Origin of the sequence: Larkinella terrae (assembly GCF_009668025.1) — a bacterium.
Classification (GTDB): Bacteria; Bacteroidota; Bacteroidia; order Cytophagales; family Spirosomataceae; genus Larkinella; species Larkinella terrae.
The window spans coordinates 295,036-319,860 of record NZ_WJXZ01000004.1 but is presented as its reverse complement, the minus strand read 5'-3'; the positions used below and the strand labels follow the sequence as shown (position 1 = coordinate 319,860).

At 49.9% G+C, this 24,825-nt stretch carries 27 protein-coding genes; 18 read left to right on the top strand and 9 right to left on the bottom strand.

Annotated features, from left to right (window positions below; genetic code table 11):
* Positions 1–164: 164 nt before the first annotated feature.
* The gene (locus GJJ30_RS08425) at positions 165–635 is read left to right on the top strand and encodes an Lrp/AsnC family transcriptional regulator (RefSeq protein WP_124878917.1); all 471 of its coding nucleotides are present in this window, start codon (positions 165–167) and stop codon (positions 633–635) included.
* A 107-nt stretch (positions 636–742) separates the two neighbouring features.
* On the opposite strand, the gene GJJ30_RS08420 is transcribed toward GJJ30_RS08425, so the two are convergent.
* A complete protein-coding gene (locus tag GJJ30_RS08420; protein WP_154174707.1) occupies positions 743–1,960 on the bottom strand; it encodes a tetratricopeptide repeat protein in 1,218 nt (405 codons plus the stop codon).
* Positions 1,961–2,083: 123 nt separating this feature from the next.
* Here GJJ30_RS08420 and hpt point away from each other — a divergent pair, with 123 nt between their 5' ends.
* Entirely contained in the window at positions 2,084–2,611 is a 528-nt protein-coding gene (gene hpt / locus GJJ30_RS08415; RefSeq protein WP_154174706.1) for a hypoxanthine phosphoribosyltransferase, read from the top strand.
* Here the strand turns inward: hpt and GJJ30_RS08410 are convergent.
* Complete coding sequence (locus GJJ30_RS08410) at positions 2,608–3,843, bottom strand: NADH-quinone oxidoreductase subunit D (protein WP_154174705.1); 1,236 nt, start codon at positions 3,841–3,843, stop codon at positions 2,608–2,610. The two genes, hpt and GJJ30_RS08410, sit on opposite strands and share 4 nt — an antisense overlap.
* Positions 3,844–4,100: 257 nt before the next feature.
* Between GJJ30_RS08410 and rpmG the strand changes: the two genes are divergently transcribed.
* From rpmG to GJJ30_RS08365, 9 genes are all read left to right on the top strand, one after another.
* Entirely contained in the window at positions 4,101–4,283 is a 183-nt protein-coding gene (gene rpmG, locus GJJ30_RS08405) for a 50S ribosomal protein L33 (RefSeq protein WP_111627437.1), read from the top strand.
* A gap of 33 nt (positions 4,284–4,316) precedes the next feature.
* Positions 4,317–4,472, top strand: coding sequence for a DUF4295 domain-containing protein (locus tag GJJ30_RS08400; RefSeq protein WP_154174704.1), 156 nt, complete (start codon positions 4,317–4,319; stop codon positions 4,470–4,472).
* A 137-nt stretch (positions 4,473–4,609) separates the two neighbouring features.
* Entirely contained in the window at positions 4,610–5,569 is a 960-nt protein-coding gene (ftsY, locus tag GJJ30_RS08395) for a signal recognition particle-docking protein FtsY (protein WP_154174703.1), read from the top strand.
* A gap of 2 nt (positions 5,570–5,571) precedes the next feature.
* The gene (locus GJJ30_RS08390; protein ID WP_154174702.1) at positions 5,572–5,910 is read left to right on the top strand and encodes a nucleotidyltransferase domain-containing protein; all 339 of its coding nucleotides are present in this window, start codon (positions 5,572–5,574) and stop codon (positions 5,908–5,910) included.
* The gene (locus GJJ30_RS08385; RefSeq protein WP_154174701.1) at positions 5,900–6,274 is read left to right on the top strand and encodes a HEPN domain-containing protein; all 375 of its coding nucleotides are present in this window, start codon (positions 5,900–5,902) and stop codon (positions 6,272–6,274) included. Before GJJ30_RS08390 ends, GJJ30_RS08385 begins: the two co-directional genes overlap by 11 nt.
* Entirely contained in the window at positions 6,267–6,740 is a 474-nt protein-coding gene (locus GJJ30_RS08380) for a hypothetical protein (protein ID WP_154174700.1), read from the top strand. Before GJJ30_RS08385 ends, GJJ30_RS08380 begins: the two co-directional genes overlap by 8 nt.
* Before the next feature lie 5 nt (positions 6,741–6,745).
* Positions 6,746–7,387: a PH domain-containing protein gene (locus tag GJJ30_RS08375; RefSeq protein ID WP_154174699.1), complete on the top strand. Its 642-nt coding sequence runs from the start codon at positions 6,746–6,748 to the stop codon at positions 7,385–7,387.
* A gap of 165 nt (positions 7,388–7,552) precedes the next feature.
* The gene (rimO, locus tag GJJ30_RS08370; protein ID WP_154174698.1) at positions 7,553–8,869 is read left to right on the top strand and encodes a 30S ribosomal protein S12 methylthiotransferase RimO; all 1,317 of its coding nucleotides are present in this window, start codon (positions 7,553–7,555) and stop codon (positions 8,867–8,869) included.
* Between the two features lie 61 nt (positions 8,870–8,930).
* Complete coding sequence (locus tag GJJ30_RS08365; protein WP_154174697.1) at positions 8,931–10,883, top strand: sensor histidine kinase; 1,953 nt, start codon at positions 8,931–8,933, stop codon at positions 10,881–10,883.
* A 14-nt stretch (positions 10,884–10,897) separates the two neighbouring features.
* Here GJJ30_RS08365 and GJJ30_RS08360 read toward each other — a convergent pair whose 3' ends face one another.
* Both GJJ30_RS08360 and GJJ30_RS08355 read right to left on the bottom strand, forming a co-directional pair.
* Positions 10,898–12,256 carry an NAD-dependent succinate-semialdehyde dehydrogenase gene (locus GJJ30_RS08360; protein ID WP_154174696.1) on the bottom strand — a complete coding sequence of 453 codons (1,359 nt, stop codon included), beginning with the start codon at positions 12,254–12,256 and terminating at the stop codon, positions 10,898–10,900.
* A 79-nt stretch (positions 12,257–12,335) separates the two neighbouring features.
* Positions 12,336–12,854, bottom strand: a complete 519-nt coding sequence (locus GJJ30_RS08355) for a MarR family winged helix-turn-helix transcriptional regulator (protein WP_154174695.1) — start codon at positions 12,852–12,854, stop codon at positions 12,336–12,338.
* Between the two features lie 219 nt (positions 12,855–13,073).
* Between GJJ30_RS08355 and GJJ30_RS08350 the strand changes: the two genes are divergently transcribed.
* The 4 genes from GJJ30_RS08350 (at position 13,074) to acpP (ending at position 17,557) form a co-directional block, all read left to right on the top strand.
* Positions 13,074–14,159, top strand: coding sequence for an HlyD family secretion protein (locus GJJ30_RS08350; protein WP_154174694.1), 1,086 nt, complete (start codon positions 13,074–13,076; stop codon positions 14,157–14,159).
* 2 nt (positions 14,160–14,161) lie between these two features.
* A complete protein-coding gene (locus GJJ30_RS08345; RefSeq protein ID WP_154174693.1) occupies positions 14,162–15,739 on the top strand; it encodes a DHA2 family efflux MFS transporter permease subunit in 1,578 nt (525 codons plus the stop codon).
* Between the two features lie 131 nt (positions 15,740–15,870).
* Positions 15,871–17,172, top strand: a complete 1,302-nt coding sequence (locus GJJ30_RS08340) for a TolC family protein (protein WP_154174692.1) — start codon at positions 15,871–15,873, stop codon at positions 17,170–17,172.
* 145 nt (positions 17,173–17,317) lie between these two features.
* Positions 17,318–17,557 (top strand): acyl carrier protein, encoded by a 240-nt coding sequence (gene acpP / locus GJJ30_RS08335; protein ID WP_154174691.1) that lies wholly within the window; start codon positions 17,318–17,320, stop codon positions 17,555–17,557.
* Between the two features lie 117 nt (positions 17,558–17,674).
* Here the strand turns inward: acpP and GJJ30_RS08330 are convergent, their stop codons facing one another.
* Together GJJ30_RS08330 and gcvT are read right to left on the bottom strand one after the other, a co-directional pair.
* Positions 17,675–18,391 carry a 2-phosphosulfolactate phosphatase gene (locus tag GJJ30_RS08330; RefSeq protein WP_124874523.1) on the bottom strand — a complete coding sequence of 239 codons (717 nt, stop codon included), beginning with the start codon at positions 18,389–18,391 and terminating at the stop codon, positions 17,675–17,677.
* An 11-nt stretch (positions 18,392–18,402) separates the two neighbouring features.
* A complete protein-coding gene (gene gcvT, locus GJJ30_RS08325; RefSeq protein ID WP_154174690.1) occupies positions 18,403–19,497 on the bottom strand; it encodes a glycine cleavage system aminomethyltransferase GcvT in 1,095 nt (364 codons plus the stop codon).
* 105 nt (positions 19,498–19,602) lie between these two features.
* Here gcvT and GJJ30_RS08320 point away from each other — a divergent pair, with 105 nt between their 5' ends.
* A complete protein-coding gene (locus GJJ30_RS08320; protein WP_154174689.1) occupies positions 19,603–20,511 on the top strand; it encodes a carboxypeptidase-like regulatory domain-containing protein in 909 nt (302 codons plus the stop codon).
* A 52-nt stretch (positions 20,512–20,563) separates the two neighbouring features.
* Entirely contained in the window at positions 20,564–21,178 is a 615-nt protein-coding gene (locus tag GJJ30_RS08315; RefSeq protein ID WP_154174688.1) for a Uma2 family endonuclease, read from the top strand.
* A gap of 101 nt (positions 21,179–21,279) precedes the next feature.
* On the opposite strand, the gene GJJ30_RS08310 is transcribed toward GJJ30_RS08315, so the two are convergent.
* The gene (locus GJJ30_RS08310) at positions 21,280–22,437 is read right to left on the bottom strand and encodes a hypothetical protein (protein WP_154174687.1); all 1,158 of its coding nucleotides are present in this window, start codon (positions 22,435–22,437) and stop codon (positions 21,280–21,282) included.
* A gap of 239 nt (positions 22,438–22,676) precedes the next feature.
* On the opposite strand from GJJ30_RS08310, the gene GJJ30_RS08305 reads away from it, so the two are divergent.
* On the top strand, positions 22,677–23,123 hold the full coding sequence (locus tag GJJ30_RS08305; RefSeq protein WP_154174686.1) for a YdeI/OmpD-associated family protein: 447 nt from the start codon (positions 22,677–22,679) through the stop codon (positions 23,121–23,123).
* Between the two features lie 15 nt (positions 23,124–23,138).
* Here GJJ30_RS08305 and GJJ30_RS08300 read toward each other — a convergent pair whose 3' ends face one another.
* Positions 23,139–23,903, bottom strand: a complete 765-nt coding sequence (locus GJJ30_RS08300) for an SGNH/GDSL hydrolase family protein (RefSeq protein ID WP_154174685.1) — start codon at positions 23,901–23,903, stop codon at positions 23,139–23,141.
* Between the two features lie 133 nt (positions 23,904–24,036).
* Positions 24,037–24,417 carry a hypothetical protein gene (locus GJJ30_RS08295; RefSeq protein WP_154174684.1) on the bottom strand — a complete coding sequence of 127 codons (381 nt, stop codon included), beginning with the start codon at positions 24,415–24,417 and terminating at the stop codon, positions 24,037–24,039.
* Positions 24,418–24,825: the final 408 nt, after the last annotated feature.

Below are 24,825 nucleotides of genomic sequence, written 5' to 3'. Positions count from 1 at the left end.
TAACTATTGTATCCAGTAATTTTGAGCGGAAATTTGGGACACAAAACCAATCATTATTTTACGTTTTAGTAAATAATCCATATTTTTTTATAAAAATAAAAGGATTGTGTTTAGTTTTGTATGATCTCATAATGGTTGGATAAAGTTTTAAGTTAATCACTATCATGTCAGGAATCAAGCTCGATCAGATTGATCGGAAAGTATTAGAAATTCTACAGACCAACGCCAAAATCACCAATGCTCAGTTGTCGAAGGAAATCGGTTTATCCCCCGCACCAACGCTTGAGCGTGTCAAAAAATTAGAAACTTCGGGCATTATTCAGAGCTACCACGCTCAGTTGAATCGGGATCGGGTCGGTCTGGGCGTAACCACGTTTGTGCAGGTTTCGCTGGTCGGTCACAAGAAGATGGTAACCGAATCCTTTGTCAATGCCGTGAAGAACATTCCGGAGATCATCGAATGCCACCATATCACCGGTTCCGGCGACTTTCTGCTGAAAGTCATCGCCAAAGATATTGCCTCGTATCAGGTACTGATGCTGGAAAAAATCAACGAAATCGAAGAAGTCGCCAGTACCCAAACGATGGTGATTCTGTCGACGTTTAAAGAAAGTAAAGTCCTTCCGATTCCCTGAAAAGGAAATTAATATCGAACACTGAATATTGAATAGCGAATAACGAAGTGGCTGCGTGTGCTTTTGAACTTCGTTATTCAATATTCAGTGTTCGATATTTTAATTTGTCACTTTCTTCCCTTTCTCCTGTCCTCTCTCCGCAGTTTTTTCAGATTATCCAAGCCGTCTTTGGCTTCTTTGTGCTGACTGGATTTGCGGTCGGCTTTGTCGATGACTTCTTTATAATAGGCCTGGGCCTGGTCGTAATTCTTTTCCGAAGCCGCAATTTTTCCCAGACTCAACACCGACGCCCAGTAATAAGCCGCATCGTAGGAATTGGTCTGTTTGGCAAAATCAATGGTTTTCTGGTAATATTCCTTCGCCTTGGTCAGATCGTGGGTGTTGTGCTGGTGGTGATACGCCAGAATGTAAGCCGCCGTACGTCCGCCCACGCCCTCGTAACCGTCCATTCCGCGCTCAATTTTACTTAAAATGCTGAGCGAAGCCGCCGATGCCTCGTTGGAGTAGCCGCGCACAAACGCCGTTCGAGCATAATACCGCTCGAAATACGGATTGTCGGGGTATTGCTGCCACATGTACTTTGCCAGATCATACGCTTTTCCGTACTCGTTTTCCATGCTGTAGATCTGCAGCAGAAAATACCGGGCTTCGGTGCGCGTGTAAAAGGCATTATTGGCCGTTAGCTCCAGTTGCCGAATTCCTTCCGCTTTATTGCCTTTCGGGAAAAACATCAGAATCGGCTTCAGCGCCGGATAGTTTTTGGGAATCCACTGGGCGTAATAATTGAACAACCCATCGCCAAAGAGCAGCTCGGGCGTCAGATCACCGTTACCCTTGCATTTATCGAAGAATTTCAGGGCATTTTTACCGGCCCAGGTTGCCTTCGCCCATTTCTTGCGTTCGGAATACAGCCGACCTTTAAAACCGTAGGCAGCCGCCAGAAAAAAAGCCGGTTCAACTTTATTTTCTTTATCGTCGTACAGTTTTTCGGCTTTCGTGATGGTGGTATCCAGGTAAGCAATACACTTGTCGTCGAAGTCGGTATTTTCGGTGTTCGGAACGATCTTCCACCACTCGGCCAGGGCCATCAGGAAGTACGGCATCGGGTGGTCGGGATACCGCAGTTTCAGCCAGCGAAACTCTTTGTCGGCTTCGTAGAATTTGTAATTATACAAGTTGTTGATAGCCTCCGCCGACTCGATCTGGACGCCGGGGTGCTTCAACAACATATCGTATTTTTTGTCAAAATCCGCCAGCGAATAGACCTGTGCGCGTGCAGCGAAGGTCAGCAAGAGGCCGATTAAAACAAGGCTGATTTTTTTCATTTTTAAAGGATACTGCTATCGTTTTCTATCAACGAAGTTTTTGAATTTCCAGTTTACGATACCAAAAGTTTTTACGAACCCGCCGGATGCCTTACCTTTGACTTTCGTGTCAACTGGCCCTCTATGCTGACTATCAAAGACAAGCGTTTTGTTCCCTTCATTGATCAAAACACCTTAAAAAACCGCATTGTTCAACTGGCCGAACAAATCAATCAGGATTACCGGGACAAGGAACCCCTGCTGGTGGTAGTGCTGAACGGCGCGTTTATTTTTGCGGCTGAACTGATGACCCAGCTGACCATTCCCTGCCGGGTGACATTCATCCGCGTCAGCTCGTATCAGCAAACCACTTCGACGGGCGTGGTGAAACAGGTATTGGGTTTGAGCGAATCGCTGGAAGGTCAGGACGTGATTCTGATTGAAGACATCATCGACACCGGTTTGACGATTCAGAATGTTTCGCGGCATCTGCTGGAGCAAAAACCGGCCTCGCTCGAAATTGCGACGCTGTTGTTCAAACCGGAAGCGCTGAAAGTTGAGGTTGCCATCAAATACGTCGGCTTTGAAATTCAAAACCAGTTTGTGGTTGGCTACGGGCTGGATTATGACGGTTTTGGGCGAAATGCAAAAGAAATTCTCATTCTGGATTAACGATCCACCTCACCCATCACCACGTCGATCGATCCGATGATAGCGACCAGATCGGCGATCATCGCGCCTTTTGAAATTTCGCTGATCACTGAGAGGTTGTGGTACGAACACGACCGCGCCCGGCAGCGAAACGGAATGTCCGCCCGGCCATCAGCCCGGAAAAAGAAACCCAGTTCGCCTTTCGGAATTTCACCCCGCACATAAAACTCTTGCGCTTTCGGGCGGATTTTCTTGGGCGCCATCGCCTGCGGATCGAAGTCGCGGGTTCGTTTCAGATCGCCCGTCAATTGTGTCAGACACTGTTCGGCGATTTTTACTGATTCCCAGCATTCCAGCACCCGCACGTAATTCCGGTCCCAGCAGTCGCCCGGCGTTCCCATTTTTCCCTCGCCAATCGGAATATCAAAATCCAGTTCGGGATAAACGGAATAGCCATCGACCCGGCGCAAATCGTACCGCAGGCCCGATCCGCGCAAAACCGGTCCCGTACAGCCGTAACTGATGGCAACCGGCAGCGGCAAGACGCCCACATTGGCCGTCCGTTTCACAAAAATCTTGTTTTCGGTCACCAACTGCTGCATTTCGAGCAGCTTTGGTTTCAGATACGTCAGAAATTCCTGGCAGCGTTCTTCAAAACCGACCGGCAAGTCGTAATACAAACCGCCAATCCAGATGTAATTATAGAGCATCCGCGCCCCGCTGACCCATTCCAGCAGCCGTTGCAGGTGCTCGCGGTCACGCATCATCCAGAGAAAAGGGGTGTAAGCCCCAATGTCCAGCGCATACGTTCCAATAGCCACGAAATGCGATGCCAGCCGGTTTAGCTCCGCCACCAGTACCCGGATGTATTCGATCCGGCGACCGTCGGGCCGCGTCAGCAGCTCTTTGTCGATACCCAGCATCCGCTCCACGCCCATGCAGAAAACGTGTTCGTTGTTCATCGCGGCCACATAATCCAGCCGGTCGACAAAAGGCAGCGTCTGGTTATACGGCATGGATTCGGCGTGTTTCTCGAAACAGCGGTGCAGGTAGCCCAGATGCGGCACCACATCGACAATGATCTCGCCATCGGTGACGATTTCCAGGCGCAGAACGCCGTGCGTCGACGGGTGCTGCGGCCCCATGTTCAGAATCATTTCGCCGTTGCCGAGGTCGTCGGGCGTGTATTTATTCGGCTCCGAAGCCTGAAACAAGCCGGGTTGGTACTCGTATTGGATGGTTTGTGTGGTCATCGTTCGTCAAAGGTCGGCAGGGAACGTCCAAAAATCAAAAATTGGTATCCGGTTTTCAGTTTACGGTATACGGTGCCTGACGCATTCGCTATTCAGTATTCGATATTTGTATGGCTGCGTCAGCCACCGTAAACGGAAAACCGTATACCGAAAACCAACTTACCAAGCCTTTTTGCCAATTATTTCCCAATTAACCGTTGTGGTTTTTAAGACTTTATCTTACCTTTGCGTTCCTGTTTGAGAAAATATTTACTGCAATGGCTAAGAAAGGCAATAGAATTCAGGTTATTCTGGAGTGTACGGAGCAGAAGGACACCAACATACCGGGTACTTCGCGCTATATCACGACCAAAAACCGCAAGAACACGCCGAGCCGGATCGAACTGAAAAAGTACAATCCGAACTTGAAACGTGTAACCGTACACAAAGAAATTAAATAATTGTAACTGCGGGACTGCTCCCGACGATCCAAGATGGCAAAGAAAGTTGTTGCAACCCTGAAGAAAGAAGGTGGCGGTAAAAACTTCGCAAAGATCATTAAAGCCGTAAAGTCGCCAAAAACCGGTGCTTACACCTTCAGAGAAGAAATGGTTCCGCTGGAAGAAGTTCAGGCCGCATTGAAAGCCTAGTTCTTTCGGTTGTATAGTACATGGAAAGTCCCCTCGGTGGGACTTTTTTGTTTTTATCTTTGTTCGAACCAAAGATCGGATGCGGTTTTTGCCGTACTTGTCGGTTATCTGCCATCAAAAGTTCTAACGTTAAGGAAATGGGTCTGTTTGATTTTTTCTCGAAGGAAAAAAAAGAATCACTCGATAAAGGGCTGGAAAAGTCCAAGGAAAGTTTTTTCTCGAAGCTCAACCGCGCTGTCGTCGGAAAATCGACCGTCGACGAAGAGGTTCTGGACGAACTGGAAGAAGTGTTGATTACATCGGACGTGGGAGTTGGCACGACCGTTAAAATCATTCGGCGCATCGAAGACCGTGTTGCCCGTGATAAGTACGTCAGTACCAATGAATTGGACAACATTCTGCGGGAAGAAATTGCCGGGCTGCTGGCGGAAAACAAATCCATCGATGTCGATGACGACTTTGCGTTGCCGGTCGACAAAAAACCGTATGTGATCATGGTGGTGGGCGTCAATGGCGTAGGTAAAACCACGACCATCGGCAAGCTGGCGGCTCAGTTTCACAAACGCGGCTACAAGGTCGTGCTGGGCGCGGGCGATACGTTCCGGGCGGCAGCCGTTACGCAATTGAAACTCTGGGGACAACGCGTGGGCGTTCCGGTGATCGAACACGGCATGAACACCGACCCTTCGGCGGTGGCTTTCGACGCGGTTAAAAAAGCGGTGGACATGAACGCCGATGTGGTCATTATTGATACGGCGGGTCGGCTGCACACGAAAGTAAACCTGATGAACGAGCTGTCGAAAATCAAACGGGTGGTGCAGAAATTCCTGCCCGAAGCACCCCACGAAGTGTTGCTCGTCCTCGACGGATCGACGGGGCAGAATGCGTTCATTCAGGCGACGGAATTTACCAAAGCCACGGATGTTACGGCGCTGGCGATCACGAAGCTGGACGGCACGGCCAAAGGCGGAGTCGTGATCGGTATTTCGGATCAGTTCAGGATTCCAGTGAAGTACATCGGCGTCGGCGAAAAAATCGAAGATTTGCAGACGTTCAACAAGATGGAGTTTGTGGATTCGTTTTTTAAGAAAATCTGACAATGGCATTTGTAACCGATTTAGAGGCAGTCAATCGCGAAGTGACCGACATCATGAAACGGCACTACGGCGATCGGCTGGTCAAAATTTTGCTATTCGGGTCCTATGCCCGGGGTGATTTTGACGAAGAATCGGATGTAGATTATTTGGTGCTACTGGACGAAGAAAATGTCTCCCCGTTTAAAGAAGTTGCCACGACCGTTGCGGCTCGAAATGCTTATTATCTCGATACATTGATCGATATTTCTGCAGTTGTCGTCTCTCATAATAAGTTTCTTACATCGAATCGTATTTTTTTTCGCGAGGTTAGAAAAGACGCTAAATGCATTTATGAGCGATGACTTGAAGGACTGCATTAAGAAAGCAGAAGCGTATCTGGCAAATGCTAAAACATTGGTTTTGACGGAGTTTCCACTTGGTGCTGTTACTTCAAGTTATTATTGCTTTTTCTGGCTTGTACGCGGATTACTCGCTGATAAAAATATCGTTACAAAACGCCATTCGGCAGCTCGGGAGATGTTCTCCTTGCATTTAATTAAGTCTGGTGAAGTACCTGAACAATTCAAGGATGACTTCAAAATTCTATTTGATCATCGGCAGATAGCGGACTATGACTTAGAAGGCGATTTTCCTATCGAAGAAATTAATGACTTGATTACACGAGCGGATACTTTTCTTCATTTTGTTAAAGAGAAATATGCCTAATCATCAGCTCTTTATCATCCTAAAACCGGTTTTGCTTCTTCTGGCGTTATCCCTTTTCACCGCCTGCAAAACCGGCGAGCGTAATAAATCCTTTCAGGGAATCTGTGGTACGGTTATTTTCAAATCCGGGAATCACATGCCGGGGCCTGATCGGCCGCAGCCGAAAGGTCAGCCCGTCGTTCGCGACGTTTTGATCTACGAATTGACTAAAATTGATCAGACTGAAGCCACGGACGACGGTTTTTATTCCAAAATCAAGACCAGACTCGTCAAACAGGTTAAATCCGGCAAAGACGGGCAGTTTTGTGTCAGCCTGCCGCCGGGTAATTATTCGGTATTTGTCCGGGAAGAAAAGGGCTTGTACGCCAACCTGTCCGACGGCCAAAATAACATTTTTCCGGTGACGGTGGAGAAAAACCGTCGGTCAACAATCTCCTTTGACATTTCGTATCAGGCGGTATTTTAACCGTCATGAACGTTTTCCTCACCTTTGCTTTTGTTTTCCTGCCTGTTGGCTGGTTCATCTACAAGATGCTCCGGTTTACGGCTAAAACCGTCGGGGACGAATCGCCTTTAGCGACCGTCGTGACTTACGAAATCGACGAGTGGGAGTACTTTGTCCGGTTTGATATTATTTTAAATGTTTTCCTCACCCTGATTTCTATACTAATTCTATATATAACGGTATTTTTTGCTATCCCCGCGGCCAAAGCTTATTGGCACTGGCTGATCAGTTTTAGCCTACTAGCGTCTTCGTTTACCATACTATGGTTTATGACGCTTGTTTCCCGGCTGGAGTGGCAGTACTGGCTCATCACCCGGAATAAAACCGTTACGCTCGATCCCGCTGACAAAAGCCTGGAAATCGCCACCTGGGAAAAAACCGTACGGTTTACAGCCGCTGATTTACAGGAAATAGAACGGCATTCTTCCGGGCCGAAATCAAGCAGAATGGTGTCCGGTTACAGTTACTTGATTTTCAAACTAAAAACCGGGCAGAAGTGCTACCTGAATTTGAATAAAAGCTACCTCTATTTTGCGCTGGATGACTATTTTAAAAACGTGCCCGTCCGACCCGTCCCGCATAAAATTCCCTGGATAAAACCGGTTTGACTTTCATCAGAATTGTACTTTTCCGAACTTTGCAAAAATTTCCGGTGTTCCGCTAAGACGATTACCCGTTTGATCGTATCACTTAAGCTGGTTGGGTTGGAAACCGCTGGTCCAGCCCCCGGACAATCCTGGTAATCAGGAAAGTCTGTTTAATCTTGGTCTATTTTGAAAACAAAGGGATTACGCACGAATAAAATCAATATCGTTACGCTGGGTTGCTCCAAAAACCTGGTGGATTCGGAAGTTTTATATACCCAACTGAAGGGCAACGGCTATAACGTTTCGCACGAATCGAAGAAAGATGACGCCAATATTGTGGTGATCAACACCTGCGGTTTTATCGATAACGCCAAAGAAGAATCAATCAACACCATTTTGCGGTATGTTGATGCCAAAGACGCCGGGGTGGTCGATAAAGTTTACGTAACCGGCTGTTTATCACACCGTTACAAGGACGAACTGGAAGTGGAAATCCCGACCGTCGATGCGTGGTTTGGGACCAACGAACTCCCGCGCCTGCTCAAAACGCTGAAAGCCGACTACAAACACGAACTCGTGGGCGAGCGGCTTTTGACGACACCCGCCCATTTTGCGTACCTGAAAATCGCCGAAGGCTGCGATCGTCCGTGCTCGTTCTGCGCCATTCCGCTGATGCGGGGTCATCACGTTTCGCGTCCGGCGGAAGAACTGGTGAAAGAAGCGCAATCGCTGGCCCGGCGCGGTACCAAAGAATTGATTCTGATCGCACAGGATTTGACCTATTACGGGTTGGACATTTACAAAAAACGCACGTTGGCCGACCTGATCAACCGACTGGCCAACGTCGAAGGCATCGACTGGATTCGGTTGCAGTATGCGTACCCGTCCGGTTTTCCGATGGACGTGCTGGATGTCATGCGTGAGCGGTCGAACGTGTGTAAGTACCTGGACATGCCGCTGCAAACCGGTTCGACCGAGCTGCTCAAAATCATGCGCCGGGGCATTACCCGCGAGAAAACCGAAGCCCTGATCGACACCATTCGTGAGAAAGTGCCGGGCATTGCGCTCCGTACCACGCTCATTGTCGGACACCCCGGCGAAACCGAAGCGATGTTTGACGAAACGTATAACTTCGTTGAAAAAATGCGGTTTGATCGCTTAGGCGCGTTCACGTATTCCCACGAAGACAATACGCACTCGTACACCCTACCCGACGACATTCCGGCTGAGATCAAGCAGGAACGCGCCGACGCCATCATGGATCTTCAGCAGGGCATTTCGTCGGAACTGAACCAGGCTAAACTGGGCAATACGTATAAGGTACTGTTCGACCGGAAAGAAGGCGGTTTTTTTATTGGCCGCACGGAATTTGATTCCCCTGAAGTTGACAACGAAGTGCTGGTTCCGGCGGGTCAATACGTTCGCCAGGGCGATTTTGCGAACGTCCGCATCACTGAGGCTCACGAGTTCGACCTGTATGGTGTGGTTGCCGAACAAAAATAGCTAACTATCTCTCATCCAAGCTGGTTTTTAAGTATATTTGGAGCCGAACCCCACCGACGGTATGGCTCCTCTTTACCGGTTTATTGCTTTTCTGTGGCTCCTGTCCCCGGTTTTTGCCCGGGCAGATCAACCGGTTATACCAATTTCGTCCGGCAACTCTACCGTCCTGATCGATCACGATCTCTGGTTTGTGCAGGACACCTCCAATCACCTGACTATTGATCAGGTTCAGCACCCGGAAATTGCGTCAAAATTCCAGCCTGCTGAATCGCCCATTCCTAACTTCGGATACACCAGCGGGAGCCAGCATGCGCATCCGGTTTGGCTGCGTTTCAAGCTAAAAAACACCTCTGGTCAGGTGCTGGCGCTGTTCAGCGAAATCGACTTCTGGGCTTTCGACGAGTTGCAACTGTTCATAACCGACGGTAAGCAAATACGCTACAACTCGCCCGTTTATGGCTGGAAAACGCCCCTGACGGACAAAATGGTGTATCACCGAAATTACTGGTTTCCCTTTACGCTGCCTGCGGGGATGGAAGTTACCTGTTACGTTCGGGCGTTCAAAAGCCGGGGGGTGCAGGTTGTTCCAATTACCATCCGACCGCAGGGCGCGCTGGATACTTTTGTGCTGAGCGATTACGCTTTCTGGGGCGGCATTTTCGCCATTTTTCTGTTTGTTACCGTCATCAGCCTCTTCTTTTTCCTCACTACTTTCGACCGGATTTACGCGAAATACATTCTGTGCGTCATTGGTTTGGCCGGTTATTTCTTCATCAACGACGGTTTTCTGTACCAGTTTTTCTTCGGCAGTCAGTTCCGGATGCCGAACCGAAACGTCTATTTCGTGTTTCCGTTGTTGCTGTTTTTCTTCCAGTTGCTGTTCGTCCGATCCTTTCTGTCGCTGGAAAAAACGCCCAGCCGTTTGTGGCATCGCATTGCGACGGTGGCACTGGTCGGCGGGGTATTTTGCCTGGTTTCGCTGATGGCCGAATGGGTGCTTTACGTCTCCCCGACCGTCGAGTTGATTTTGATGCGGCTGTTCATCGTTTTTTACTGGCTGCCCATGCCCCTGATTTGGGCTTTTATCGTCATAAATCTCATCCGGCGGTACCGCACCCAGGAAGCGTGGCTGTATCTGGTCGCGGTCAGTCCGTTCTATACGCTTAATTTTCTGATCATTCTCTGCAATTTCCGGATTTTGCCCACCTACGCCTTTCTGGAGAGCTACGAGAACTACGCGCTGGCGGCTTTGTTTGAAGTGGTGGTTTTGACATTTGGACTGGCGTATCGCTACAAACTCATCCGCGACCGCAACGAACAACTGAACGAAGAACGAAACCACCAGTTGCGGCTGGTGTACGAAGCGCACGTTCAGGGATTGCAGCTCAAAAACGAATCGCTGCACGAAAAAGAGCGCATCGCCCGCGACCTGCATGACAACGTCGGCGCGCAATTATCGTTCATTGTCAACAGCTTACAGCAGATCGGGCGTCAGGCCGAAAAGCAGGTTTTTGCTAATACGCACCAGCTGTCGTCGCAGTTACGGTCGGTAGTCGATTACACGCGCGAAGCCATCAAGATGCTTCGGGACACCATCTGGGCGATTCACCAGGAAAGTTTTACGCTGGAGGAGTTCGAGGATCGGATCAATCATTACGTCAGCCGGTATTTCCAGCAACTGGAACCGCTCCAGGTGAGCATTCGAACGGAAGGAACGCTCGCCCAGCCGTTGACCTCTGTTCAGGCGCTGAACATGTTCCGGATTATGCAGGAAGCCCTACACAACGTCGTCAAACACGCCCAGGCTACGGAAGTAACGGTTTTGCTCAGTGCCAGAGAAGACGGTTCTTTTCAATTGAGTGTCAGCGATAACGGCAACGGTCTATCCTGGAACAACGACGAATCGATGGAAAACCACTACGGTTTGCAAAACATGAAGAAACGCGCCGAAGAACTCGGCGGTCATTTCCGCATTTACTCCGACCGTGGCACCGTGGTGGAAGTCGCAGTCTAACGTATCCACGGATTTTAGTCGATCCAGACGGTTTTGATGTTCAAAAATTCCTTCATTCCAACTTCCGCCAATTCCCGGCCGAAACCCGACAGCTTTACCCCGCCGAACGGCACGCGCGGATCGGAGCGCATCAACGAATTGACAAACACCGAACCGGCCTGAATCTGCCGCGCCAGCCGCTCGGCCCGGTCCAGATCTTTCGTCCAGAGGGCTGAACCCAGGCCATAGTTGGATTGATTGGCGAGCTTCACCGCGTCCTGTTCGTCTTTCGCTTCGACGATAACCGCCAGTGGACCAAAGGTTTCTTCGTCAAAACCGGTCATCCCCGGTTTTACTTTATCCAGCAGAATCGGTGCTACATTGCAGCCGTTTCGCTCCGCATTTCCGTGCAACATCCGCGCGCCCTGCCGGACGGTTTTGGCACACTGGCTTTCAATCGCTTCGGCCAGATCGATCCGCGCCACCGGCCCCATCGTGGTCGCTTCGTCCATCGGATCGCCCTGTTGAATGGCCTGAATGTGGTGAAGAACGCGGTCTGTAAACTCTTTTTTGACCGTTTTTTCGACGATAAACCGCTTGGCGGCAATGCAGCTTTGCCCGGCGTTCTGCATCCGCGACTGCACCGCAACCTGGGCGGCTTGTTCCAGATCAGCATCCGCCAGAACGATCAGAGCGTCACTTCCGCCCAGTTCCAGCACCGATTTTTTGATCTGACTTCCGGCAATCGACGCCACCGACGCCCCGGCTTTTTCGCTGCCGGTCAGCGTGACGGCCTTCACGCGCGCATCTTTCAGAACGGTTTCAACGGTTTTCGATTCGATGAGCAGCGACTGAAAAACACCGGTCGGAAAATCGCAGGCCCGGAAAATTTCCTCGATGGCCAGCGAACAACCGCTGACGTTGGCGGCATGTTTCAGCAAACCGACATTCCCGGCCAGCAGCGATGGCACGGCAAACCGGAACACCTGCCAGAACGGAAAATTCCAGGGCATGATCGCCAGCACGGCCCCCAGCGGCTGGTAAGCCACAAAACTCTTTCTGGCTTCCGTCGGAATTGTCAGATCGGCCAGAAATTTCGGAGCGTGTTCGATGTAATAATCGACGCCCACGGCGCATTTTTCAACTTCAGCGATGGATTCCTTGAGCGTTTTGCCCATTTCGGCGGTCATCAGTTCGCCGTAACGCTGTTTTTCGCTTCGCAGATAAGCAGCAACTTTCCGAAAAAAAGCAAGGCGGTTTTCCAGTGATAACGCCGACCAGTCGGCGAAAGCGCGGTCGGCCTGCCGGATTTTCCGGTCGAGGGCCTGCGCACTCAGGGCCGGGTACGAATTGATTTTCTGCTGGGTATAGGGATTGACAGACGTAAACTTCATGGCAAGGTGGTTTTTATTTCTAAACAAAAAAATACCCCAACCGATTGATCAGTTGGGGTGAATATTGTTAGCCAAAAGGCTAGGACGAGCACTGAATACCCGTCAGCGGACCGGTATCTTTCTCAATTTCCCGCACCAGCAACACCATCGTATCGATCATTTGCTCAACCTGTTCGTAACCGGCAATACGATGAAACTTCTCCCGAACCTCCTCCGTACAACTATAAACCGCCACCATGAGCTCTTTCCCGCGCTCATTGATAAAAATCTGGCTCGACCGCGAATCCCGCTCACTTTTTACGGTATAAATATAGCCGTCGTCTTCCAGCAGCTTCACGATTTTACTCATAGCCTGTTTGGTGACACCCGCCCGCTTCGCCAGCTCGTTGTTCGTGATCCCGTGTTCTTCCAGATTCCCCAGAAAAGCGATGTAACTCGCCTTAAAATCCGTAAAGCCTATCTCGGCAAGCCGCTGTTCAATGTAGCGGCCCATAAAACGCTTCATTTTCGACATGACACGGCCCAGCGTCCGCTCACGTATTTTGTAAAAAAACTGAAAATCAAACGGCTTTTCGGCCGTAAACACCTCGGTTTTCATTCTGATAGGTAGTCGTTACTGGTCCGGCAAGTTACAAAATTTTCACAATGCGATGACAATCTGGGATTTAAACCAGACTGCCCGGACCAACATTAAAATTGTGTTAAAGTACCAAAAATAATAGTCAATTAAGTTGACTATCAACATACCTCGGCCTACTTTTGCACAAAACTAGTCAACCAAGTTTACTAAAACAAGTCTATTAAACTTTTTACAACAATGGCAACAGAACAAACCACACCCGTCAAAAAGTACCTTCCGCGTCTGATCGTGCTGGTCGTTGTGGTGGCGGCTGCTTTCTACGGATTTCAATCATACCGCTATAATCAACACTACGAAACAACCGACAACGCGCAAATTGAGGGGAGCACTGCTCCGGTTCTGGCGCGCGTCGCCGGTTACGTACAGCAGGTTTCTGTCGAGGATTACGCTACCGTGAAGCGTGGCCAGGAACTGATCACCGTCGATCCGCAGGAATACGAAGTAGCTCTGCAACAGGCCGAAGCCGATTACCAGCAAACGCTGGCCGACGTTCAGACCGCCCGGGCGGATTTGCAGAACGCGCAGGCCAGTTACCGCAATGTGCAACAGAATCTGAAAGTGACGCAATCGAACGCCGACGTTCAGCAGTCGCGCGTCACGAAAGCCGCCAACGATCTCAAGCGTGACGAAAATCTCTACAAAGGCCAGTCGCTGACGCAAAAACAACTGGACGATTCGCGCAATAATGCGGAAGTTCAAAACCGGCAGTACGAAGCGAACGTGCAACAAATCGGGCTGGCCAAAACCTCGGAAGCTGTGGCCCAGGCTGCTATTGCGAAAGCGCAGGCCAATATTCTGAAAGCGCAGGCGCTCCTGAAAGTGAAACAGGCCGCCATCGACAACGCCAAGCTCCGGTTGGGATACGCCAAAATTACGGCGCCCATCACCGGTAAAATCGGCAAGAGAGGCATCGTCGTGGGCCAATATGTACAGCCCGGCCAGAACCTGTTCACAATTGTGAACGACTCGACTTTCTGGGTCGTGGCCAACTTTAAGGAAACCCAGTTGGAGCACATGCGCGTCGGCCAACCGGTGGACGTGAAAGTCGATGCCTACCCGGATCTGGAGGTGAAAGGCAAGGTGGTTTCGCTCTCGGAAGCCACCGGGGCCAAATTTGCCCTGCTGCCCGCCGATAATGCTTCCGGCAACTTCGTGAAGGTAACGCAACGGGTTCCGGTGAAAATTGAAATCGAAAATCCGGAGAAATACAAAGGGTTGCTGCGTGCGGGTTTGAGCACGGACATCGCCGTAAAAGTTCAGTAAGTATGGCAACAACAGGATTTAGGCGATGGATTGTCGTCATTACCACCGTTTCGGCGGCCATTCTGGAACTGATCGACACCTCGATTGTGAACGTCGGTCTGACTCAGATGGCCGGGAATCTGGGCGTAACAATTGAAGACATTTCGTGGGTCGTAACGTCCTACGCCATCGCCAACGTGATCATCATTCCGATGACCGGTTTTTTGCAGAATTTTTTCGGTCGGAAAACCTATTACATCGGTTCCATTATTCTCTTTACAACGGCATCGTATCTGTGCGGGATTGCCGATAATTTGTGGACGCTGGTGGCTTTCCGGTTTTTGCAGGGCATTGGCGGGGGCGCTTTGCTGTCGACTTCGCAGGGCATCATGTATGATGCCTTTCCGCCGAGCCAGCGCGCCATTGCTTCCGCCCTGTTTGGAATGGGCATTGTGATGGGACCCACGCTCGGACCAACGCTGGGCGGTTACATCATCGACAATTACCACTGGAGCTGGATGTTTTTCATCAACGTTCCGATCGGCATTCTGGCGGTTTTTCTCTGCACGACCTTTGTCGAAAAACAGCCTTACGAGTTCAACATCGACCGCAGCAAAATTCACATCGACCAGATCGGCATTCTGTTGCTGGCCGTGGGCGTGGGCAGTTTGCAGTACGTGCTGGAACGCGGTGAAGCCGACGACTGGTTCGACGATCATACGATTCTGTACCTGTCGATTGTGGCGGTTATCGCGATTCCGCTGTTTCTCTGGTGGGAATTGAAAACGAAGAGCCCGGTCATGGATCTGCGGGTTGTTGGACGAAACCGCAACCTGGCCATTGGCTCCATTCTGGTATTCATCATCGGCTACGGTTTATTTACCTCCATTCTGCTGTTCCCGCTCTTTGCGCAGCGCATTGTCGGGTATACGGCGACCAAAACCGGTAACATCCTGATTCCGGGCGGGGCCGTTGCGCTGATCATGTTTCCGGTGGTCGGGCGGTCGATGGCGAGTGGGGTTTCGCCCCGGATTTTCGCGATTCTTGGTTACATCGCGTTCATTCTCTTCTGTTTCATGATGTCGAACCTGAACGCCGATGCCAGCGAGCGCGACTTTACCTGGGCGTTGCTGGTGCGCGGGGCTGGTCTGGCCATGATCAATGCGCCCCTGATCAACCAGTCGATTTCGACGCTGAAACCGCAGGAACTGCCAACCGGTATTGCCTTTACCAACATGGTCAGGCAGTTGGGGGGGGCGTTCGGGGTAGCCATTACGAACACGTACATCGCCCAGCGCAGCGCCGTTCACCGCAGCGATCTGGTTTCGAATCTGCAACCCGGCGATATGCTGACCACCGACCGGCTGAACGCAATGGCGCAAAGCCTGGCGGCCCGGGGTGTCAACGCGCTCGATTCGGTAACGGGAGCCTATCGAAACCTCGATGCCATTATCTCCAAACAGGCGCTAATGATTTCGTACCTCGATACCTTCCGGCTGGCCGGGCTATTTTTCGTGGTAACGCTGCCGCTGCTGTTCTTAATGCAAAACAAAAAAATGGACCCGGCAGCCGCCAAAGCAGCCGCCGATGCGGCCCACTAATCAATTCTGGAATGCCCCCAACCCCCTAAAGGGGGCTAAAATCTCCGTTTTTGAAAGCCCCCTTTAGGGGGTTGGGGGCATTCCAGAATCGGTTAGAAACGAATTTTCAGACAGTGCTTATTCTACTAATAATGAAAAAGTTAAGCTTATTTATAGTTATCACGCTGCTGATCACCACAGCCGCGCAGGCCCAGTCGATTCCGGACGACCTGCGGGCGTTGATCAATCAGGCCAATACCAACTACCCGCGCCTGAAAGAACAGCAGCAACTTCTTCGGGCGGGCGAAGTGCGGGTAGACATTGCCCGCTCGGCCTACCAGCCGAACATTACCGGCAACGGAACCTATCAGTACGTAACGCCCGTCGCCAAAGCTACCTTGCCGGTCAACGGCAACGACCAAACCATTCAGTTTCAGCCGAATCATAACATGAACGCCAACATTGGCGTCGGGCAAACGATTTATGATTTTGGCCGGACGGACGCCAGCATCCGGCAGGCGGCTGATCAGGTCGATCTGCTGAAACGAAACATTGAACTGACCCGGCAAACGCTGGGCTATCAGGTGGCGGCCACTTATTACGGCATCGGTTTTCTGCAAAAAAGCATCGTGGTGCAGGATTCGGTCATCAAGGTAGCGCAGGGAAATATCCAGATTTTTGCCAACCGCTTACAGAACGGCGAAGCTTTGCAGTATGATTTGCTGACGCAGCAGGTTCGGCTGAAAACCGCCCAGAACCGAAAAATTGACTTGCAGAACAATCTGGAGCGGCAACGGGCGTTATTGACGTATCTGACCGGCGATCCAAATCCGGCCATCAGTCCTGCTGCCGCCCAGTTTGAGGCACAGGTTCAGCCATTCACACTGGAAGGAAGCCTGCAAACGGCTCAAAGCAATAACAAGGAAGTACAACTAGCGCAAGACCGGGTTCGGGTGGCCCAGACCGATTTGCTGGCGCAAGACCGCAGCGGACGGCCTAACCTGAGCTTTAACGGTTCGGCAGGTTTCAAAAACGGCTACCTGCCGGATATTGCCGCAATGCGGTTTAATGTAGCCGCGGGCGTCAATCTGACGGTGCCGATTTATTCCGGCAAACGTTACAGTCTGCAAAACCAGGCCGCCCGTCTGAATCTGGACGCGAGCCGGTACGCAGTAGAAAATGCCAATGCGCAGTTACGCCAGAATCTGGAACAGCTAAACGCCGATATCCGGAGTAACCAGCAGCGGCTACAGAACCTGGAAACGCAGGTGTTACAGGCCCGCAAGGCGCTGGAAATTGCCCAGATCCGGTTGCGGTCCGGCGTCATTACACCGGTTGAATTGCAAAGTGCCGAAACCGGTATCGAAGAAGCGGAATTGGCGCGATTGAATTATCAGTACCAGCTTTTACTCAATCAGTTAGAGTACAAGCGTCTGTTGGGCGAAAATTTGTGATAAACGGAACGAAAAGTTCATTGTCTGGTAAACTAAAAAAGAAAACCGACGGTTCTTTAAATGGGGTTCCTTCACGGATAGCCGCTCTCACACACCGGCAGATGCTCATCTGCACAACTAGACAACCTGAAAACAGTTTACCACTATGAAAGATCGCGTAATTAACATCCTCAAGAATTTCGGCATTAAGGAATCGGCCATTCACCCTACCGTTCACTTTACGCGCGACCTGGGTCTTGACAGCCTGGATACGGTTGATTTAATTATGCAGCTGGAACAGGAATTCGGCGTTCGGATTCCCGACGAAGATTACTCAAAACTGACTACCTTTCAGGGCGTTGTCGATTATTTGCAGACTGAACAACACGTCGCCTTACAGGACTGATACCATTCTAAAAATACGGTTATATAAGAACCGGAATGCAACCTCAACGGGCCAGCATTCCGGTTTTTTCTTTTTACGTCTGATAATAACAAAGCGCCGATTCCATTTGCTGCCCTTCTACACCTCCATACTCACCAGCGCGCTTCCGCGTAAAACCGGAATGACGTCGTACAGATCGTGCTGCAAACAGTAAATAATGTCTTTGTGGATGCTCAGCCGGTGGAGCCGCCGGACGTGAGAGGAAGGTGCTAAGTAAGCGGGCAGGTCGTTTTTCGCTTGGGCATAGAGCCGCCAGGCCATCAAACCGCTGTCTTCCGGAATCATGTATTCGTCTTTGAGCCGCTCGATCAGCGCCCCGGCAAACAGCGTATCTTCCAGGTTGACGCGTCCTTTCCAGCCCGCGCACAAAATCAGAACATCGTAGCGTTCGCCCTGTAAAAACCGCACAACGGCCTCCAGATTCAGGAACGACCCGACCAGCACTTTCACGGCGTTCCGCGAACGGGTAATGGCATAGGTTCCGTTGGTGGTGGTCATGGCAATGTTGGCGCCAATGAGTCGCTCATCCATGTAGCTAAACGGCGAGTTGTCCAGATCAAACCCTTCTACTTTCTGGGCGTTGCGTTCGGCGGCCGCCAGATACCCCCGGCTCTGCAGCTGGCTGCACTCCTCGATCGTCGCGACGGGCGTGATGCTGTTGACACCGTGGGCAAAAGCCGTCACCATGCACGAGGTGGCCCGAAACACGTCGGCAACGACCACAATGGAATTTTCGAGGGAATCGGTATGAAGGTGAAGTAAATCAGGAGTCAGGCAGACGTCGATGGTTTTCAAGGGAACGGTTTTTAATTCTTTACAAAAGGTAATTTTACAACCTGCGCTTTCAGCAGCCGGTCGCGGACTTTGACAAATAGTTCGGAGCCCGGTTTGCTGTATTCGGTTGGTACATAGCCCATGCCGATGCCTTTGCCGAGCGTGGGCGACTGCGTACCGGAGGTCACTTCGCCAATCCGGTTGCCGTCGGCGTCGCAGAGTTCGTAATGACTGCGCGGAATGCCCCGGTCGATGAGTTCAAAGCCGACCAGTTTGCGTTTCAGCCCTTCTTTTTTCTGGTTTTGCAAATTTTCGGAATTGACGAACGGTTTGGTAAATTTCGTTACCCATCCTAAACCGGCTTCCAGGGGCGAAACCGTATCATCGACATCATTGCCGTAGAGGCAGTAGCCCATTTCGAGCCGCAGCGTATCGCGCGCGCCCAGACCGATGGGCTTGATCCCGAACGGCGCCCCGGCTTCGAAAATTGCCTTCCAGACCGCTTCGGCCTGTTCGTTGGCGACGTAGATTTCAAAACCGCCCGCGCCGGTGTAGCCCGTCGCCGAGATAATCACGTTCGGAAAACCGGCGAAATCCGCCTTTTCGAACGTATAATACGACATGGAATCCAACAGAACATTCGTCAGCGGTTGCAGCGCCTGAGCCGCCAGCGGTCCCTGCACGGCAAACAGACAGGTATCGTCCGAAATATTGATCATTTCCAGCCCGTCGCCAAAATCGTTCTGGCTCTGAATCCAGTTCCAGTCTTTTTCGATGTTCGACGCGTTGACCACCAGCAGGTATTCGATCGGGCTAATCTGGTAAATCAGCAGGTCGTCGACCACACCACCCTGATCGTTCGGCAGGTAGCTATACTGCACCTTGCCGTCGTAAAGCAGTGAAGCATCGTTGGCCGACACTTTCTGAATCAGATCCAGCGCTTTTTCACCTTTGAGAATGAACTCGCCCATGTGCGAAACATCGAAAACCCCGACGCCGTTGCGGACGGTCTGGTGCTCTTCAATGTCGGACGAATACCGAACCGGCATGAGAAATCCGGCAAACGGCACCATTTTTGCCCCGAGTTGTTCGTGAATAGGCTCGAGCGGTACGTGCTTTAATTCCATAAAACGGAAGAATTGAGAATGCAGTCGGATTCCGGTTTCACGCATCGATCGCGCGCCCTATCTTTAACCCGAATTACAAAACTACCGAATTGTTGACGGTTTTCCATGTATACAAACGCCCGCTGCCGGTTTCTGATTCTGATTGTCTTTTTATTCAACTCTTTTTATGTGTTTGCTCAAACGACTTTGAAAGGCCAGGTGCTGATCGAAACCGGTGAACAGCCGGTTCCTTACGCGCTGATTACGGAACCCCAGCACCGGTTTGGTACCTACGCCGATGCGCAGGGCCGGTTTTCGGCTACGATTCCGGCAGGCATCGATACGCTCCTAATCAGCTGCGTTGGCTTTGAAAATTTGCTGTTGCCGCTGACCGGTTTGTCCGAATCCACGGCTTACCGGCTGCACGCGAAGCCGAATGTCCTGACCGAAATTGTAGTTCGGGGACGAAAACCGCGCGTTGCAACGGTGGGAGCCACCCGGAAGCGGGCGCCGATTGTCTGGGGAAACTGTTCGGGCCGGAACATCGAATTTGCTCTGCACGTCCGCAACACTAATGGAATTCAGGGTTATCTGCACCGGGTTTCGTACCTGATTGCGCGCGGGGGTGTGCCGACGGCGCCTTTCCGGGTGCGCGTGTATGCCATCACGGACGGCGAACCGGGGGCGGATCTGCTGCCGCAGAGCGTGGTAACATCCGCCCGCCGGGGAAACAGCTGGTGCGAAGTCGATCTGTCGCACTACCAGATTGCGTTTCCGAAAGAAGGCTTATTCATCGCGATGGAATGGCTCCCGACCGACGAAGCCAAGTACAAATTCTCCACTTCGTTCAAAATGCCGGATGGTCAGAAAAATGAGCGGGAGTGTTTCGGGCAATACCTGGCGTTCAATCGCGAACTCCGCACGGCGACCTACTGGGAGCGCATCAACGGCGGCACCTGGCGACGCAACGCGCCCCTCTCGCGGGTCGGCCTGGGCGAACACCCGGTGATTCAGGCGAAGATTGCGCTGGAGTGAGGGTCAACTGACCGGGATTTCGTATCTTGGCTTTGTTAACGCAGACTCAACAATGGGAACGATTGTCATTAAAGAGCAGATCAAACGCCGGAATCCAAAAGTGCCCGATTACCTGATTTATGAGAAATTGGGCCGACGCACCTTGTATTACAAAGGATACAAAGAGGTGCTGGCGGGACGCAAAACACCGGAAGAAATTATGGGTTGCAGCGACATTCAGGGAGCGGTCGTGGCGGCTCTGTTGGGCCATTTATATACCCACATCAACCGTAAAGCCTATTTACTAACGACGAACGAAGTCGGTTTGCTGATGCCGAATCTGGGCCGCACGGCGAACGATATTGCTATTTTTGACCGGAATACCATTACCGAACTCCACGGAAAGTATTTCAAAATACCGCCCAAAGTAGTCATAGAATTTGACATCAAAGTGGACGTTGAAGACTACGCAGCCGGTGATCAGGACTACATTTGGGACAAAACCGATAAACTGCTGGCCTTCGGCGTCGAACGCGTCATCTGGATTACCTCCGCAGCCCGGAAGGTATTCGTAGCCGGGCGCAACGAACCTTGGATCACGCAAACCTGGGCCGATGATGTGACGGTTTTGGAGGGTTGTAAGCTGAATCTGGCGGAATTGTTGAGGGAGGATGGAATTACGTTTTGATGAGAAGAACTTAGTGTATTATTAAATCTATATTTGCTTCTTTTATGTTATTTCCAAAATCAATGTAAAAGCTACATTAAGGCTGTATTAGAACAATAATTTTAAATTTGTTGAAAACCTTCAAATTCGAAAAATTCTAATCCTCCTGATATAGAACCATCTCTTAGCCAAGCAAGATTACTTGGTCTCGCATAAGTATCAGGTAGTTGTGGTAGGTCAACTAGTTGACTCCAATCACCTAAGCAGGCTTTTCTGAGGCTTCTAAATACTTCTATCTTCAAACCGAAAAATGTATGTGAAGGTACTCCCAACTTTAATATATTGGGTTGAAAATGGATACGATTACTGTCTGTCTTTACCATATGTGGTTCTACTTCACCGAAATATCCCCCAATAAATCTCTCCCCTGCTATCGGGCCAAAGTTGCATCTCCAAACAGGTAAATTAAATCTTAAATCTTGTGGTATAGTGAATCCTAAATCTAACGCATTGGCAATAAGATTTAATCCAAGTTTATATACTAATCTCGAATAGTGCACAGCAATACAACCTCTGCCTAAACCTATTTCATCCTCTAATAGACCTCTCTTGCCATCTGTTTCAGGATCTTCGGCGAAGATTTTGGATTTAGTGTTTACTCTATTATTTTCCGTGCAGAATCTTGTACCTATTATATAGCCTTTTACTTTGTTAGGCCTGTCAAATCTATCATTGACAGAAATTCTCTTAAATTGTTCTCTCCATTTATCGAATTCATTAGAATTAAAATTTATACTATTAAATCTACCTTTTGCTTCTCCAATAAATGGTTTATCAACAGACTTAGCACAGAGATAATCAGGAACATCGCCATTTACAATGCGTTTAATTTTTAAACCGTTAAAGGCGGGATGAGCTTCTTTATTAAGGACTTTATCCATGTGGGCAAAATAAGTAATGCCACAAAATTCATATAAAAAATATCTACAAAAAGCCTGCCCTAATTCATTTGATAATGCTCTTTTTTTTGCAGTATTCGCGGCAGGCCCTTCGCCGAAAAATCTAAAATCCATACATGAAGCCATGAAACGTAAGTACTCAAAATTTGTGTGATCAGGATCAGGAGGGCTAATATTGTAACTATCCGTATAATAATGATGGTATAATCTACATAAGTCAACATCGAATTCGTTACAAGCAAAATTTATAGTTGGATCCTTACGAAGCTTATCAGGAATTGTAGGAAATTTGTTCAGTGTAAACTGAATAGTCTTTTTCATTAAATGACAGATCAATATTTAGTTTATAACTGCAAGCTTAAGCATATTCATTTTTAATGATACATACTTACTATTGCTACTTCTTTTAATGCCCATTTGTTAATTCTGATATAAATTGGATATAATATATGCCAAATATAAGAAAATATTTATCGTTATTACTCTAGAATAAACGAATTTACATATAGGCCATTTCAAACAACTTTACAGTTTTTTTACATAAACTAACCCCAACTCCCATGAAATTCCAAACAACCCTCCTCAGCCACGGGAAAACCGCTACGGGCGTTGAGGTGCCGCCGGAGGTGGTGGCCAGTCTGGGAACGAGCAAAAAGCCCGCGGTTCGGGTGACCATCAACGGATACACGTACCGGAGCAGCGTGGCCGTCATGGGTGGTAAGTTTATGCTGGGCGTCAGTGCCGAAAACCGGGCGGGCGCGGGCGTTGCCGCCGGAGATACCATCGACGTGGAGCTGGAACTCGATACCGAACCCCGCGAAGTGGCGCTCCCGGCTGATTTTGTGCGGGCCTTGGAAGAAAACGCCGATGCGAAGCGGTTTTTTGAAAGCCTGTCGTACAGCAACAAACGACGTCACATCCTGAGTATTGAGGACGCCAAAACCGAGCAGACCCGGCAAGGGCGCATTGCAAAGGCGATCCGGCAATTTGAGGAAGGTAAAGTTTAAAATCCCTTTGCAATCCTAAAAAACCGCTTCCGCCAGCCGCTCCCGCACCTGATTCTGGTAGAAATCAAACAGATACAGGCCGATCAACTCGTGGCCAATTGTGTTCAGGTGGCCGGAATCGTCGGTCAGGAAATACTGTTTTTCGGGACAGATGTAGAGGTGCGTGTCCAGCACATGAACGCCTTGCTGCTGGCCGATTTGCCGGAATAAGTCACGGCCCCGCTCCCGCAGCCACCGGCTCACCATATCGAGGTGAGGAAACGGCGTTAACAAAACGACTTTCCGGCGGTGGGGCTGCAGGTAATGCAGTAAATCGGTCAGTTGCTGCTGCATTTCGGTTAACCGACCAACCTGCCCAACCTGCGCCATCGCTTTCAATGTCAGCAGTTTAAACGCGCTCTTGATCCGTTTCAAGGTCGAAGGAGGATTGGGAAAAGGAACAGGCGAATGGCTCCGCAGCGCGCCCAGATTGGCCGGTTTAGGCCGCTGGCCCGCACCCGGTTTCAGGATTATCTGCTGATGTTTTTTGAGTAAGTTCGCAAACGCCGACGGGTGCTGAAGACGGTAGTTGCCCAGTTGCAGAACAATAAGATCGTACGAATCCAGGTCCAGCTGGCGCACCAGCGAACCGGCCAGGGGCAGGTCGAAGGGCGTGTAATAATCCATGCTGACCTGCTCGCCGACCTGTTGCAATCGTCGGCCAAATTGCTCTACAAAACTCTTTCCGGGGCGTAACCCATAGCCATAGGTATGGCAGCCGCCAATGATCAGCATCCGCATTTTTCAGTACGTGGTCAGGTTGTATTTTCTAAACCTTACGCAACCGGCTGATTGAGCGTTGCAAACGAACGAGGAAAGAATTTTAAAATCGTGAAATGAACCCGGTTTTAAGTAACTGAATGCGGGAGCAGAATTAACTGTTAACGGTCGAGTTATACGACATTTTGGGGGCAACCTGCGGGCGGTTCCAGCGCACCAGATTTCGCAGGAAGCCAAATCCGTACGCTTTTTTCGACCTGGGCTGGAGGCTGTTGAAGTACGTGACCACCGCGTCGTTCAGGGAATGAAACTCATTGAGATGGCCGAAACGCGCCTGTTTTTCAGCCTCATCGCCAACGGCAATCAGTTCAATGACGTCGTTGGTCAGTAAATGGGGGTGTGTGTCGAAAAAATCACCCACTGCGGAAGTAATCCTGTCCAGATGCCGCCGGGAATACGGGCGCTTTTCATCGTTTTTGCCGGTTTGGAACCGCTCAGCATAATCCATGAAACATTGGGCAATATCTTCGTGCATGGCAGTGATGGATTAGGTTACTCCAATACTAAATCCAGTAACAAAAATGATGCCAAATGCCTGATTATCTAACAGATAACTTTTTTATGCATTTATTAAGCGGCTCATTATTTCCTCACAAAGTCTGAATCAATCAACAATAAATGTCTGACAAGTCACACTTAAATAGTCTGAATTTTAAAAGGATAAGCTATCTTTAGTTATATGATTTTTCGTATTCATGTTTTGCTGAATCAATTAAGATTTTAGCACGAATATCGTGTTGCTCCGAGCTAAATACTTGTGTGCTTGAAATTAAATGGCATGCATTTGTTTACTTCCCGATTGGCTCTGAAAACCGGTATTGAGTTTACCGGAGATAGAGGACTTTCTTTAGTTTTTGCGGCAGCCTGGGGTTGAAGCGGTTTT